Raw genomic sequence first — 14336 nt, forward strand, 5'->3', positions numbered from 1 at the left:
TTGCGGAGCATCGGATGGCGTCCGCAATAGAAAAGCCGGGACAGCATCGCACGGTGCTGCTGGAAGAAGCGGTCGATGCGCTGGTCACGCGCGCCGATGGGATCTATGTCGATGGCACATTCGGCCGGGGCGGCCACAGTCGCGCGGTGCTCGCGCGGCTTGCGCCTGCCGCGCGGTTGATTGCGTTCGACAAAGACCCGCAGGCGATCGAGGTGGCACGCCGAATCGCCGATCCACGGCTGGATGTCGTGCATGGCAGCTTCGCGCAACTACGCGACGTGCTGGCGGCGCGCGGCGGTGTGCGCGTGTCGGGCGTATTGCTGGATCTGGGCGTGTCGTCGCCGCAAATCGATGATCCGGCGCGAGGTTTCAGCTTTCGCCACGATGGTCCACTGGACATGCGCATGGATCCGACGCGCGGCGAGTCCGCCGCACAATGGCTCGCGCATGTAGACGAGCGGGAATTGATAGGGGTGATACGGGATTATGGGGAAGAACGGTTTGCTGTTCAGATTGCAAAGGCGATTGTTGCTCGCCGGGCGGAATCCGGGCGTCTCGGGCCTCTCGTGCGCACACGCGAGCTTGCCGAGATCGTGGCGCGTGCCGTCAAGACCCGCGAGAAGGGCCAGGACCCGGCCACTCGCACCTTTCAAGCTATACGGATTCACATCAATCAAGAGCTTGCGGAGCTGCCGGTAGTTCTTGAGACTGCATTGGAGTCGTTGGAGCAGGGGGGCCGGTTGGTGGTCATCAGCTTTCATTCGCTAGAGGACCGCATCGTCAAGCGATTCCTTCAATCGCGCGCGCGCGCGCCGGCCATGGACCGGCGCCTGCCGATTCGCGCGGCGGACTTGCCCAGTCCGCCGTTGCGCATTCTTGGGCGTGTCTTTGCTGGCGAGGCGGAAGTGGCGGCCAACCCGCGTGCCCGCTCCGCTGTGATGCGCATCGCTGAGCGGGTGTTGGCATGAGCCGGCTCAATATTGTCCTGCTCATCGTTGTGTTGGGCTGCGCGCTGTCGGTCGTCAACGCGACGAACCGGCAGCGCGAGGTATTTATCGATCTTCAGCGCGCCCAGTCGCAAGAGCATCAGCTGCAGTTGGACTATGCGCAGTTGCAATACCAGCAAAGCGCATTGTCAAAGACTTCGCGCATCGAGCGTATCGCCACCGCCGACCTGAAAATGCAGCCGGTGGTGCCGGGTCGTACCCAGTATGTGAGCGTTGACCCGGCGAGCGTGCCGGCCGATACGCCGCCGGCCAGCGACGTAGGTGGTGGGGCATCTGGCTCCGCGTCGCCGAGCACCACGGCGGGAGTGACTCGATGAAGCGCTCGGCCCATCATCGTCGTCATGTACCGTTCTCATCGAGTCCGGTGCTGTCGGTGCCCTTGCCGATGTGGCGCTCCAAGCTTGTCGTGTTTCTGCTGTTCGTCGCGTTCGTCGTACTGGCGGCGCGTGCATTCTGGATCCAGGGACCGGGCAACGCGTTTTATCAAAAGCAGGGTGAAAGCCGCTACCAACGCACCATCGAGTTGCCGGCCACGCGCGGCAAGATCCTGGACCGCAACGGGCTAGTGTTGGCCACCAGCTTGCCGGTGCGCGCGATCTGGGCCATTCCCGAATCGGTGCCCGACGATCTGGGCGCCGATAAGCTGACGAAGCTCTCGCAGCTGTTGTCGATGGGTGAGAAAGAATTGCGCGCAAAGTTGTCGCAGGACAAGACATTCGTCTACGTGAAGCGGCAAGTGCCATTAGACGTTGCGCAGAAGGTCGCCTCACTAGACATCCCCGGCATCTACGCACGTGCTGAATACAAGCGCTTTTATCCAGAAGGCGAGATCACTGCACATATGATCGGCTTCACCAACGTCGAGGACGAGGGGCAGGAAGGCATCGAGCTGGCGGACCAGAAGGAGTTGGCCGGCGTGCCGGGCAGCCGCCGCGTGATTAAAGACCGGATCGGGCGCATCGTCGAAGACGTCGACGAGTTGGTCAAGCCGCGCAATGGGCAGGACGTCGAGTTGTCACTGGACAGCAAGATCCAGTACATCGCGTACGCTAACCTGAAGGCGGCGGTAGATCGGTTCAAGGCGAAGGCCGGCGCGGCGATCGTCATCGACGTGAAGACGGGCGAGGTACTCGCGCTGGTCAATTATCCGACATACAACCCGAATGACCGCTCGCACATGACCGGCGAACAGTTGCGCAATCGTGTGCTGACCGACGTGTTTGAGCCCGGCTCGATCATGAAGCCGTTTACTGTGTCGCTCGCACTAGATTTGCACCGCGTATCGCCGACGACGTTAGTCGATACCGGCGGGGGCCGCTTCACATTGGATGGCGCGACGATCACGGACGACGCCGGCTTTGGCGTGTTGACCGTTGGCGGTGTCATTCAGAAGTCCAGCAACATCGGCGCGACAAAGATCGCGATGCAATTGCGGCCCGAGGAAATGTGGAATATGTATACGAGCATCGGACTGGGCCAGGCGCCGAAGGTCGGCTTTCCCGGCGCGGCAGCTGGACGGTTGCGCCCTTGGAAGAGCTGGCGTCGCATCGAGCAGGCGACGATGTCGTATGGCTACGGTTTGTCCGCGTCGCTGTTTCAGCTCGGCCGGGCCTATACCGCGATCGCGCATGACGGCCGCATCATGCCGCTCACGCTGGTCAGGGGCAACAACGGCGACGAGCCGCAAGGCGCGCAGGTGTTCTCGGCCACCACGGCGCGGCAGGTTCGCGCGATGCTGGAGACCGTCACGCGGCCGGGCGGCACATCGCCCGATGCGGCGGTGCCGGGATACCGCGTCGGCGGCAAGAGCGGCACTGCATACAAGCACGTGGGACGCGGCTACGATCGCGGTAAATATCGGGCGTCGTTCGTCGGCATGGCGCCGATGCCGAATCCGCGCATCGTAGTGGCAGTATCGGTCGATGAGCCGACCGCTGGCAGTCACTTCGGCGGACAAGTCTCCGGTCCGGTCTTCTCGGCGATTGCCGGCGACACGCTGCGCTCGCTGAATGTGCCGCCCGACATGCCGGTCAAGCAGCTCGTGGTCAGCAACGACGCTAAGCCAATCATCAATGTGAGCGCGACGCAAAGGACCGTACGATGAGCCGCCCGCCACTGACGCCCGAACAAATCGAGCGCGCGCGGGCCGATGTGCTCGCGTGGTTGCGCACCCGGCTTGCGCCGCATGCGCAATTGCAGGCGGACAGTCGCGCAGTGCGCGCTGGCGATGCGTTCGTCTCGTATGCAGTGGACGGCGCAGACAGTCGTCCGTATATTGCCGATGCATTGCAGCGCGGCGCGGCGGCCGTGCTGGTCCAGGCCGGCGGCGAGTCTCCGGCTGGTGGACCGGTGCTTGAGGTTCCTGAACTCGATCAGCTTGCGGGCCACATTGCTAGCGCGTGGTATGGCGAGCCCAGTCGCGACATGCTGATGGTCGGCATTACGGGCACCAATGGCAAGACCACCACCAGTCACTGGGTCGCGGGCGCGCTGAGCGGCAGCGGCACCCGTTGCGCGATCGTCGGCACGTTGGGCACCGGACTGCCGGGGCAGCTTTCGCACACCGGGTTCACGACCCCCGACGCGCCGCAGGTGCACCGCAGCCTTGCGGCGCTGCGTGCGCACGGCGCAAGCGCAGTATCGATGGAAGTGTCCTCGCATGCACTGCACCAAGGGCGCGTGAATGGCGTCGCGTTCGACATTGCGGTGTTCACTAATCTGACGCAGGACCATCTCGACTATCATAAGGACCTCGCGTCGTACGAGGCCGCCAAGGCGCGGCTGTTCGACTGGCCGGGCTTGCGCGCGGCGGTCATCAATCGGGACGACGAGGCCGGGCGCCGGCTGATCGGGCATTTGGCCACACGGGTGCGCACGATCTCGTACGGCATCGCCTCGACCAGGCCGCGCGGCGACGCTTCGCTGCATGCAATGGCGATCCGCGCGACCGCCACCGGCACCGCCTTCACGGTGGTATCCGACTGGGGGCACGCCGAACTCGAGGTGAGCACGCTCGGCATGTTCAATGTCGCCAATCTGCTCGCCGTCCTCGGCGTGCTACTGGCCGCCGACGTGCCATTCGATACGGCGCTGTCGCAAATCACGCGGCTGGAACCGGTCAACGGCCGGATGCAACAGCTCGGCGGGCGGCTGCAAATGGACGAGCCGCTGGTGGTCGTCGATTACGCACATACGCCGGATGCCTTGGAAAAGGCGCTCGACGCACTGCGGCCGATCGCCACGCAGCGGGGCGGCAAGCTTGTCTGCGTGTTCGGCTGTGGGGGCGAGCGCGATGCAACCAAGCGGCCGCTGATGGGGGCGATTGCCGAGCGGCTTGCCGACAGCGTCATCGTGACGAGTGACAACCCGCGTAGCGAGCCGCCGCTGGCCATCATCGGCCAGATCGTCGGTGCGATGCGCGAGCCGGCACGCGCGCGCACCATCGAAGATCGCGCCGGCGCGTTACTGCAGGCGGTGCGTGGCGCGGCCGCTGCTGACGTCGTGCTGATCGCCGGCAAGGGGCATGAGGCAACACAGGAAGTGATGGGCAAGAAGCGGCCGTTTTCGGATCAGGATCATGCACGCCTCGCGCTCGCGTCGCGCGCCACGCAACCTCGCGGAGAAGCCCAATGACGAGGTTGACGCTGCGCGAGGCGGCTGCACTAATCGACGGCGCCACGGTATTGGGCGACGATACGGTCGCTTTCGATCAAGTCTCAACCGACAGTCGCAGTTGCGGGCCGGCAAGTCTGTTTGTCGCGCTCAAAGGCGAGCGTTTCGACGCGCACGATTTTCTGCCGGAGCTTGCGCGGCGCGGCGTGGCCGCCGTATTGGTGTCGCGTAGCCCCGGCGACTGGCGTGTGCCGGCGATCCGTGTGACCGACACACGGGCCGCGCTCGGCGCGCTTGCGGCCGGCTGGCGTCGCAGGTTTGCGTTGCCGCTGGTTGCGGTGACCGGCAGCAACGGCAAGACCACGGTCAAAGAAATGATCGCGTCGATTTTTGCTGCCGCCGTCGGTCAAGCGCAGCGGCTCGCGACGCAAGGCAACCTGAACAACGACATCGGCGTGCCGCTCACGTTGTTGCGGCTCGCGCCGCAGCATCGGCTCGCGGTCGTCGAGCTTGGCATCAACCATCCCGGCGAAACGCAACAACTCGCCCGGATTGCCGGACCCACGATCGCGCTGGTGAACAATGCCCAGCGCGAGCATCAAGAGTTCATGGCGACGGTCGAGGCCGTAGCGCTGGAGCACGCGAGCGTGATCCATGCGCTGCCGCCGGACGGCACGGCGGTGTTCCCCGCCGACGATCCGTATGCCGGCATCTGGCGGGTGGCGGCCACCGGCAACCCGATCGTGGACTTCGCGCTGTGCCGGCCCGGTGCCCATAGCGATGCGGCGGTTCAGGGTACGATTGCGGACACCGGCGCATTGCGAATTGAGACCCGCGCCGGCGCGCTCGAGGTATCGTTGCGCGCGCTCGGCGAGCACAATGCGCGCAATGCGCTCGCTGCCACCGCGGCCGCGCTTGCCGCCGGCGTCGGACTGGATGCGATACGGCGCGGGCTCGAGGCCTTCGAGCCGGTCAATGGACGGCTGCAGGCCAAGCTCGCCCAAGCGACGCCATGGGCCGGCGCGACGGTCATCGACGATACCTATAATGCCAATCCGGATTCGATGCGCGCGGCGATCGACGTCCTGGCCATGCGTGCAGCGCCGCGCGTGCTGGTGATAGGCGACATGGGAGAAGTCGGTGACAACGGCCCCGCGTTTCATCGCGAAGTCGGCGCCTATGCGCGCGAACGCGGGCTCGATGCACTGTACGCGCTCGGTGACGCGAGTCGCGCTGCGTGCACCGCGTTCGGCCCGCGCGCTCATCATTTCGATTCAGCCGAGGCACTCGTTTCCGCGCTGCTCCGCCAGGATGCCGTCGCATCGGAGCGCGCCGCCGGTGCGACGATCCTGATTAAGGGTTCGCGTTTCATGCGCATGGAGCGCGTGGTCCAGGCTCTGACCCTTCCCACTGCAACCGATGCGCCGGCTAAGACCGGCGCGCATTGAAAGGACCTCGAATGCTATTGGCGCTAGCGCAATGGCTGCAAAGCGATGCAAGCTATTTGCGTGTGATCAACTATCTGACGTTTCGCGCGGTGATGGCGACCATCACCGCGCTGTTGATCGGACTCGTCTGCGGCCCTGCGGTGATTCACAAGCTCTCCGCGCTGAAGATGGGCCAGGCCGTGCGCAAGGATGGACCGCAGACGCATTTAATCAAGTCCGGCACGCCGACGATGGGCGGTGTGCTGATCCTGATTGGCATTGCCGTGTCGACGCTGTTGTGGAGCGACCTGACCAATCGCTTCATCTGGATTGTGATGCTAGTCACTTTTGGCTTCGGTGTGATCGGCTGGGTCGACGATTATCGTAAGGTCGTCTACAAGGACCCGCGCGGCATGTCCTCGCGCGAAAAGTACTTTTGGCAATCGGTGATCGGCTTGTTCGCCGCCGTGTATCTTGCGTTCTCGGTATCCGAGGCGAATAACGCGCGCGTGTTCGATCTGTTCATGGCGTGGGTGCGCAGCGGATTCTCAATCGGCTTGCCGGCGCGCGCCGATCTGGCCCTGCCGTTCCTGAAAGCGATCAGCTATCCGCTCGGCGTCTGGGGATTCATTGCGTTGACCTATTTCGTGATCGTTGGCTCGAGCAATGCGGTGAACTTGACCGACGGGCTGGACGGACTGGTGATCATGCCGGTCGTGCTGGTCGGGGCAGCGCTCGGCGTGTTCGCGTATGTGATGGGCAGCGCCGTCTATTCGAAGTACCTGCTGTTTCCGCATATTCCCGGCGCGGGCGAGTTACTCATCTTTTGCTCGGCGATGGGCGGTGCGGGACTCGCGTTCCTTTGGTACAACACGTACCCCGCGCAGGTATTCATGGGGGATGTCGGCGCACTCGCGCTCGGTGGCGCGCTGGGCACCATTGCAGTGATCGTGCGGCAGGAAATCGTGCTGTTCATCATGGGCGGCGTGTTCGTCGCCGAGACCGTCTCGGTGATGTTGCAGGTCACGTGGTTCCGCTACACGAAGCGTCGCTATGGCGAGGGCCGGCGCATCTTCAAGATGGCGCCGTTGCATCACCATTTTGAGTTGTCTGGATGGAAGGAGACTCAGGTGGTCGTCCGCTTTTGGATCATCACGTTGATGCTGTGCTTGTTTGGTCTGTCCACGCTGAAATTACGGTAACTGGAAACCGAGGAAACGAAACGATGTTCGGTGAGAAGTTCGGAGAACGGCAACGCCCGACGACGCTCGTGCTGGGGCTCGGCGAATCGGGGCTGGCGATGGCGCGCTGGTGCGCGCGTCACGGTTGCCGCTTGCGCGTGGCCGATACCCGCGCCGCGCCGCCGAACCTGTCGCAATTGGCAGCGCTGGGTATCGACGCCGAATTCGTCAGCGGTGCGTTCAGTCCCACGCTGCTCGATGACGGTATCGAGTTGGTGGCCATCAGTCCCGGTTTGTCGCCGCTTGGCGCGGAACTGGCTGCACTGATCGACGCGGCCCGCGAGCGCGGCATTGAAGTGTGGGGCGAACTCGAGTTCTTTGCGCAGGCGTTGCGCGCACTGGCCAACGACGGCTACCAGCCCAAGGTGCTGGCGATTACCGGCACGAACGGCAAGACGACGACCACGGCGCTAACCGCGCTGCTGTGCGAGCGGGCTGGTAGGAGCGTTGCGGTGGCCGGCAACATCAGTCCGGCCATGCTGGATAAGCTGGCCGAGGCCATCGACGCGGCGAAGCTGCCTGACGTCTGGGTACTGGAGCTGTCCAGCTTCCAACTCGAGACATCGTACACGTTCGAACCCGAGGCGGCGGTGATCCTCAACATCACGCAGGACCATCTGGACTGGCATGGCGGAATGGACGCTTACGCTGCCGCAAAGGGGCGGGTCTTCGGGCTGCGTACGCTGCGTGTATTGAACCGCGACGATGCGCGCGTGATGGCATTCGTGCCGGCTGGCGATGCCACTGCACCGTATTTGACCTTTGGACTTAACGTGCCGCAGAACGATGGCGACTACGGTATCCAACGCGATGGAGGCATTGCGTGGCTCGTCCAGGCATACGAGCGCAACGACGCATCCGAACAACGCGCGACGAATCGCCGTCGCAAGCGCGGCGGCTGCGCGCCCGATATCGTGGTCAAGCGGCTCATGCCTGTCGATGCCCTGCGCATTCGTGGTTTGCATAACGCGGCGAATGCGATGGCCGCGCTTGCCTTGGCCCAGTCGATCGGTCTGCCGCTCGCCGCGTTGCTGCACGGCTTGCGCGAGTACCGCGGCGAGCCGCATCGCGTCGAGTGGATTGGATCGATCGACGGAGTCGACTACGTTGATGACAGCAAGGGTACCAACGTTGGCGCGACCGTGGCCGCGCTCGATGGCCTCGCGCAGCGGATCGTATTGATTGCCGGCGGTGACGGCAAGAGCCAGGATTTTGCGCCGCTTGCGGCGCCGGTGGCGCGCTGGTGCCGGGCTGTGATGTTGATCGGCCGTGACGCGCCTGCGCTGCGCGCGGCACTGGCTGATACCGGTGTCGAACTGGCCCTGCACTCGAGCCTGCAGGCGGCGACGCGTGCCGCGGCAGCCGTCGCCCAGCCCGGGGATGCGGTGCTGCTGTCTCCCGCGTGCGCGAGCCTGGACATGTTTTCCGGATATGCGCAGCGTGCGCAGGTGTTCCGCAGCGAAGTCGAGGACATCGCGGCCGACAAAGGAGGGATGCTATGAGCCGGGTGCAGCGGATCGCAGCAAGGCTCGCTGGGCGCCGCTACGCAGTGCCCAGCGACGGGATCGGCGCCGCCAGTGCGGCCACCCCGGCACGCGGCGTGGGGCTGGCCAGCGCGGTCAGCGGCATCCGCCCGTTGCGCTCGCGCATGCGCGACTATGACCACTCGCTGCTCTGGGCAACGATCGCGCTGTTGTCGCTCGGACTCGTGATGGTGTATTCGGCATCGATCGCGCTGCCTGACTCGCCCAAGTACTCGGCCTATATGCCATACCATTTTCTCGTGCGGCACGTTGCGTCGCTCGTGACCGGTGTGCTCGGCGCGCTGGTGGCGTTTCGCATTCCGGTCAAGACCTGGGACAAGTACGCGCCGCGTCTCTTCCTTGTCGCGTTGCTGTTGCTGGTGGTCGTACTCATACCGTACCTGGGCAAGGGCGTGAACGGCGCGCGCCGGTGGATTCCACTGGGTATCACAAACATGCAGCCGTCGGAAATCATGAAACTGGCGGTGACGATTTACGCGGCCAACTATACGGTCCGCAAACAAGAGTACATGCACCAGTTCGCGAAGGGCTTCTTGCCGATGGCGCTTGCAGTCGGCGTGGTCGGCGCGCTGCTGCTGCTGGAGCCGGACATGGGGGCGTTCATGGTGATCGCGGCGATCGCGATGGGCGTGTTGTTCCTGGGCGGCGTAAGCGGGCGGCTGTTCGGCGGCCTGGCGCTGACCGCCATTGGCACGTTTGGCATGCTGGTCTGGGCCTCACCGTGGCGTCGCGAGCGCATCTTTGCGTACCTGAATCCGTGGGACGACCGCTATGCGCAAGGCAAGGCGTACCAGCTTACCCATTCGTTAATCGCATTCGGACGCGGCGAGTGGTTTGGAGTCGGCCTGGGCGGCAGCGTCGAGAAGCTCAACTATTTGCCTGAAGCGCACACCGACTTCATTCTCGCGGTGATCGGCGAGGAGCTTGGCTTTGTTGGCGTGGGCGTTGTGATTCTGCTGTTTTATTGGATCGTGCGGCGCGCGTTCGAAATCGGCCGCCAGGCGCTCGCACTGGATCGCACGTTCGCCGGATTGGTCGCGAAAGGCATTGGCCTGTGGGTCGGCGCGCAGACGTTCATTAACATGGGGGTGAACCTCGGTCTGTTGCCGACCAAGGGGTTAACGCTGCCGCTAGTCAGCTACGGCGGCTCCGGCATCCTGCTCAACTGCGTGGCGCTGGCGCTGCTGATGCGCGTCGATTACGAGAACCGGGTGCTGATGCGCGGAGGCAAGGTATGAGCGCACGCACGTTGCTCGTCATGGCGGGCGGCACCGGCGGTCATGTGTTTCCCGGACTGGCGGTCGCGCAGCGGATGCAGGCGCAGGGCTGGCGGGTCGTATGGCTTGGCAATCCGAAAGGCATGGAAGCGACACTGGTGCCTAAGTACGACATCGCGGTCGAGTTCGTGCGTTTTGGCGGCGTGCGCGGCAAGGGCATTGTCACAAAGCTGTGCTTGCCGCTGAACCTGCTGCGCGCGTGTCTGCAAAGTCGTGCTGTGCTTGGCCGCGTGCGGCCCGACGTCGTGCTCGGCATGGGAGGCTACATCACGTTTCCGGCCGGCGTGACGGCTGTGCTCGCGCGCATTCCACTGGTGCTGCACGAGCAAAATTCGATTGCGGGCCTGGCCAACAAACTGTTAGCCAGGCTCGCGCGCCGCGTACTGGTTGCCTTTCCCGATGCGCTGCCCGGCGCGCAATGGACCGGTAACCCGATCCGCGCGGAACTGGCTGCGGTGGCCCCGCCTCAGGCGCGGTACGCGGCGCGCACCGGTCCATTGCGCGTGCTGGTGGTCGGCGGCAGCCTCGGCGCCGCGGCGCTCAACAAAACGGTGCCGTGCGCGTTGGCGTTGCTCGATCCGGCGCGGCGTCCACACGTGGTGCACCAGGCCGGCGCCAAGCATATCGAAGCGTTGCGTGCGCATTACGCGGACGCGGGCCTGGCGCAGGGCGACGGCATCGAGCTGGTTCCGTTCATCGACGACATGGCGCGCGCCTATGCCGAGGCCGACCTCGTGATTTGTCGCTCCGGCGCGATGACGGTATCGGAAATCGCCGCTGTAGGCGTGGCTGCGCTGTTCGTGCCGTTCCCGTTCGCTGTCGACGACCATCAGACGAGCAACGCGGCATTTCTCGTCGCGCATCACGCGGCGAGCGTCATGCAACAAAATGAGTTGTCCGAGAAGAAACTCGCGGACTGGATTGGCGGTCAGACGCGCGCGTCGCTCGCACGAGTCGCGGCCCGTGCACGCGAACTAGCCATGCCCGATGCCGCCGAGCGCGTCGCACAAGTGTGCGCGTCGCTCGTCACGCGCGATGTGGCAGCCGCATCGCACCATGCGCGGCATGGGGCGCAAGGAAAGCAATGAAACATATCGTCAAGCATATTCACTTTGTCGGGATCGGCGGTGCCGGGATGAGCGGCATCGCCGAAGTGCTCGTCAACCTGGGTTACCAGGTCAGCGGCTCGGATCTGAATCGCTCAGCTGTCACCGACCGGTTGAGCAGGCTCGGCGCCCACGTCAAGTTTGGTCACGACGCACGGCATATCGACGGCGCGGATGCGGTTGTCATCTCTACGGCGGTGCGCACCGACAACCCCGAGGTGCTTGAGGCACGCCGCAGGCATATTCCGATCGTGCCGCGCGCCGTCATGCTCGCGGAGCTGATGCGACTCAAGCAAGGCATCGCGATTGCCGGCACGCATGGCAAGACCACGACGACTAGTCTCGTGGCCAGCTTGCTGGCGGCCGGTGGACTGGATCCGACTTTCGTCATCGGGGGGCGGCTGATCAGCGCGGGCGCGAACGCACGGTTGGGCACGGGCGATTTTATCGTTGCCGAGGCCGACGAGTCGGATGCATCGTTCCTTAACCTGTTCCCGGTGATCGAAGTCATCACGAACATCGATGCCGATCACCTGGATACGTATGGTCATGACTTCGCCCGGCTCAAGCAGGCGTTCATCGAATTCACACATCGGCTGCCATTTTACGGTATCGCGGTGCTGTGCGTGGACGATCCGAACGTGCGCGAGATTTTGCCGTTCGTGTCCAAGCCGACCATCCGCTATGGGTTCGCGCAGGAAGCGGACGTGCGTGCGACCCAGGTGCGCGCCAGCAACGGGCGGATGCATTTCACCGTCCATCGCGCCGACGCGGCGCCGTTGGACATCGTGCTGAACCTACCCGGCACGCACAACGTGCAGAACGCGCTCGCGGCCATCGCGATCGCGACTGAGCTGGAGGTGGCCGATGCCGATATCCAGTCGGCGCTCGCCGAATTCAACGGCGTGGGCCGGCGTTTCCAGCGTTATGGCGAAGTGCCGCTCACGCGCGGCGGCGCGTACTTGCTGATCGACGATTATGGTCACCATCCGGTCGAGATGGCCGCGACGATTGCCGCGGCGCGCGGTGCATTTCCGGACCGGCGGTTGGTCCTCGTGTTCCAGCCACACCGCTACACGCGCACGCGCGATTGTTTCGAGGACTTTGTCAAAGTGCTCTCGACGGTGGACGCGCTGGTGCTGACCGAGGTCTACGCGGCCGGCGAGGCGCCGATCGTGGCCGCGGACGGTCGCGCGCTGGCGCGCGCCATCCGCGTGGCCGGCCGGGTCGAACCGGTGTTTGTTAACACGCTCGACGAGATTGCGGACGCGCTGGCGGCGGTGGTCGCCGACGGCGACGTCGTGATGACGATGGGGGCGGGCTCGATCGGCGGTGTGCCGGCGCGGCTTACGCAGGAGCAAAGGGCGTGATGATGGACGCGATCGATCCCAAGGCGTTTGGCAAGGTGGCGGTGCTCTATGGCGGCGAGTCGTCTGAGCGCGACGTGTCGCTCGTGTCCGGCCCGCTGGTCTGCCAGGGGCTGCGTGACGCCGGCGTGGACGCGCACTTGTTCGATCCGAAGGAGCGGCCCTTGTCGGCGCTCAAGGACGAAGGGTTCGTGCGCGCATTCATTGCGTTGCACGGCGGATATGGTGAAAATGGTCAGATCCAGGGCGCGCTCGATTTCTACGGGATCCGCTACACTGGCCCGGGCGTGCTGGGCTCGGCGCTGGGCATGGACAAGTTCCGCACGAAATTGATCTGGCAGCAGCTCGGGATCCCGACGCCGCCGTTCGACACGGTGCTACGCGGCGAGGACTACGACACGCGAGCGCAGCAGATCGTCGCGAAACTCGGGTTGCCGCTGTTCGTCAAGCCGGCCACCGAAGGGTCGAGCGTCGCGGTGATCAAGGTCAAGGCGGCCGACAACCTGCCGTATGCACTGGCGCAGGCCGCGCAGCATGATCCGGTCGTGCTGGTGGAGAAGAGCATCGACGGTGGGGGGGAATACACCGCGTGCATCGCTGGCTCGCTGCCGTTGCCGCTGATTCGGATCGTGCCGGCTGGCGAGTTCTATGATTACCACGCGAAATACGTCGCCGACGATACCCAGTACCTGATTCCGTGCGGATTGAGCGATGCCGACGAGCAGCGGCTGACGGCGCTCGCGCGTCGCGCATTCGAGGTCCTCGCGTGCGTCGGCTGGGGGCGCGCCGACTTCATGCTTGACAGCGATGGCAACCCGTATTTCCTGGAGGTCAACACTGCGCCCGGCATGACCGATCACTCATTGCCGCCGAAGGCGGCGCGTGCGGTCGGCATCTCGTACAGTGAACTGCTCGTGAACGTGCTTGCGCTCACGCTGAAGGATTGACGCCCGGCTACCCACATGTGGAACAATCCGCGCCAGCTCAACATGATCACCAGCACGCTGCACGCCGCGCTGCTGGCGATTGTGCTCGCCGGTGCCGGCCTGTGGCTGCTGCAGCGGCCGGCCTTCGCGTTGCGCACGCTGCTGATCGACGGCGATATCGAGCACATCAACCGGCCGACGGTGCGCGCGAACGTGTTGGGCAAGCTGCACGGCAATTTCTTTACGGTGGATCTGGACGGCGCGCGTGCCGCGTTCGAGCAGATCCCGTGGGTGCGCCATGCGAGCGTGCGCCGCGTGTGGCCGAATGCGCTGGCGGTCACGCTCGAGGAGTACAAGCCCCTGGGTACGTGGGGCAGCGACCAGTTCGTTAGCGTCGATGGCGAGGTCTTTACGGCCAATCAGGCCGAGGCCGATGCCGAGTTGCCGGTGTTCGCCGGCCCAATAGGCTCGGAGCGCGACGTCGTGGCCCGTTACCACGATTTCCAGAAATGGTTCGAGCCGTTGGGTGCGAAGCCGGAGGAGGTCACGTTGTCGCCGCGCTACGCGTGGACCGTCAAGCTGACCAATGGCATGCAGGTGGAGCTGGGGCGCGAACGTAACAAGGATATGCTGGCCAGCCGTGCGCGGCGGCTCGTGGTTGCCTGGCCGATGGTCACGCAGCGCTGGGGCAACGACATCGAATATGTGGATTTGCGCTACCCGAATGGGTTCGCGATCCGGGCTGCAGGGATGCGCTTCATTCCCGACGACCCGAAGGCGAAGAAGCTGCGTCCATGACGCAATGAACGGACAACACTCGCAATTGAGC

The 14336-nt window shown here is 64.6% G+C and carries 12 protein-coding genes; all 12 read left to right on the forward strand.

From position 1 onward, the window contains the following. The first annotated feature begins 14 nt into the window (after positions 1-14). From rsmH to KQH55_RS00840, 12 genes are read left to right on the forward strand one after another with little or no spacing between them, the layout of a single operon-like run. Positions 15-968, forward strand: coding sequence for a 16S rRNA (cytosine(1402)-N(4))-methyltransferase RsmH (rsmH, locus tag KQH55_RS00785; protein ID WP_076796903.1), 954 nt, complete (start codon positions 15-17; stop codon positions 966-968). Next, the gene (ftsL, locus tag KQH55_RS00790; protein WP_076796904.1) at positions 965-1324 is read left to right on the forward strand and encodes a cell division protein FtsL; all 360 of its coding nucleotides are present in this window, start codon (positions 965-967) and stop codon (positions 1322-1324) included. Before rsmH ends, ftsL begins: the two co-directional genes overlap by 4 nt. Then, positions 1321-3111 carry a penicillin-binding protein 2 gene (locus tag KQH55_RS00795; protein ID WP_235089995.1) on the forward strand — a complete coding sequence of 597 codons (1791 nt, stop codon included), beginning with the start codon at positions 1321-1323 and terminating at the stop codon, positions 3109-3111. Before ftsL ends, KQH55_RS00795 begins: the two co-directional genes overlap by 4 nt. After that, on the forward strand, positions 3108-4640 hold the full coding sequence (locus KQH55_RS00800; protein ID WP_235089996.1) for a UDP-N-acetylmuramoyl-L-alanyl-D-glutamate--2,6-diaminopimelate ligase: 1533 nt from the start codon (positions 3108-3110) through the stop codon (positions 4638-4640). The genes KQH55_RS00795 and KQH55_RS00800 overlap by 4 nt, the downstream gene beginning before the upstream one ends. Next, entirely contained in the window at positions 4637-6067 is a 1431-nt protein-coding gene (gene murF / locus KQH55_RS00805; RefSeq protein ID WP_235089997.1) for a UDP-N-acetylmuramoyl-tripeptide--D-alanyl-D-alanine ligase, read from the forward strand. The genes KQH55_RS00800 and murF overlap by 4 nt, the downstream gene beginning before the upstream one ends. An 11-nt stretch (positions 6068-6078) precedes the next feature. After that, entirely contained in the window at positions 6079-7248 is a 1170-nt protein-coding gene (gene mraY, locus KQH55_RS00810; protein WP_076796908.1) for a phospho-N-acetylmuramoyl-pentapeptide-transferase, read from the forward strand. A 23-nt stretch (positions 7249-7271) separates the two neighbouring features. Further along, positions 7272-8789, forward strand: a complete 1518-nt coding sequence (murD, locus tag KQH55_RS00815) for a UDP-N-acetylmuramoyl-L-alanine--D-glutamate ligase (protein WP_235089998.1) — start codon at positions 7272-7274, stop codon at positions 8787-8789. Beyond that, complete coding sequence (gene ftsW / locus KQH55_RS00820; protein WP_076796910.1) at positions 8786-10069, forward strand: putative lipid II flippase FtsW; 1284 nt, start codon at positions 8786-8788, stop codon at positions 10067-10069. The genes murD and ftsW overlap by 4 nt, the downstream gene beginning before the upstream one ends. Beyond that, positions 10066-11196: an undecaprenyldiphospho-muramoylpentapeptide beta-N-acetylglucosaminyltransferase gene (gene murG / locus KQH55_RS00825; RefSeq protein ID WP_235089999.1), complete on the forward strand. Its 1131-nt coding sequence runs from the start codon at positions 10066-10068 to the stop codon at positions 11194-11196. The genes ftsW and murG overlap by 4 nt, the downstream gene beginning before the upstream one ends. Then, the gene (gene murC / locus KQH55_RS00830; RefSeq protein WP_076785508.1) at positions 11193-12584 is read left to right on the forward strand and encodes a UDP-N-acetylmuramate--L-alanine ligase; all 1392 of its coding nucleotides are present in this window, start codon (positions 11193-11195) and stop codon (positions 12582-12584) included. The genes murG and murC overlap by 4 nt, the downstream gene beginning before the upstream one ends. A gap of 2 nt (positions 12585-12586) precedes the next feature. Further along, positions 12587-13528 (forward strand): D-alanine--D-alanine ligase, encoded by a 942-nt coding sequence (locus KQH55_RS00835; RefSeq protein WP_076796913.1) that lies wholly within the window; start codon positions 12587-12589, stop codon positions 13526-13528. Positions 13529-13543: 15 nt separating this feature from the next. Next, the gene (locus KQH55_RS00840) at positions 13544-14305 is read left to right on the forward strand and encodes a cell division protein FtsQ/DivIB (protein WP_076785506.1); all 762 of its coding nucleotides are present in this window, start codon (positions 13544-13546) and stop codon (positions 14303-14305) included. Positions 14306-14336: the final 31 nt, after the last annotated feature.

Origin of the sequence: Mycetohabitans sp. B3 (assembly GCF_021498065.1) — a bacterium.
GTDB lineage: Bacteria > Pseudomonadota > Gammaproteobacteria > Burkholderiales > Burkholderiaceae > Mycetohabitans.

Excerpts from the sequence above, each read along its gene's own strand:
- KQH55_RS00835 (WP_076796913.1), top strand. The coding sequence starts at position 12,587 with ATGGACGCGATCGATCCCAAGGCGTTTGGCAAGGTGGCGGTGCTCTAT.
- ftsW (WP_076796910.1), top strand. The coding sequence starts at position 8,786 with ATGAGCCGGGTGCAGCGGATCGCAGCAAGGCTCGCTGGGCGCCGCTAC.
- murD (WP_235089998.1), top strand. The coding sequence starts at position 7,272 with ATGTTCGGTGAGAAGTTCGGAGAACGGCAACGCCCGACGACGCTCGTG.
- murC (WP_076785508.1), top strand. The coding sequence starts at position 11,193 with ATGAAACATATCGTCAAGCATATTCACTTTGTCGGGATCGGCGGTGCC.
- ftsL (WP_076796904.1), top strand. The coding sequence starts at position 965 with ATGAGCCGGCTCAATATTGTCCTGCTCATCGTTGTGTTGGGCTGCGCG.
- rsmH (WP_076796903.1), top strand. The coding sequence starts at position 15 with ATGGCGTCCGCAATAGAAAAGCCGGGACAGCATCGCACGGTGCTGCTG.
- murF (WP_235089997.1), top strand. The coding sequence starts at position 4,637 with ATGACGAGGTTGACGCTGCGCGAGGCGGCTGCACTAATCGACGGCGCC.
- murG (WP_235089999.1), top strand. The coding sequence starts at position 10,066 with ATGAGCGCACGCACGTTGCTCGTCATGGCGGGCGGCACCGGCGGTCAT.
- KQH55_RS00800 (WP_235089996.1), top strand. The coding sequence starts at position 3,108 with ATGAGCCGCCCGCCACTGACGCCCGAACAAATCGAGCGCGCGCGGGCC.
- mraY (WP_076796908.1), top strand. The coding sequence starts at position 6,079 with ATGCTATTGGCGCTAGCGCAATGGCTGCAAAGCGATGCAAGCTATTTG.
- KQH55_RS00795 (WP_235089995.1), top strand. The coding sequence starts at position 1,321 with ATGAAGCGCTCGGCCCATCATCGTCGTCATGTACCGTTCTCATCGAGT.
- KQH55_RS00840 (WP_076785506.1), top strand. The coding sequence starts at position 13,544 with ATGTGGAACAATCCGCGCCAGCTCAACATGATCACCAGCACGCTGCAC.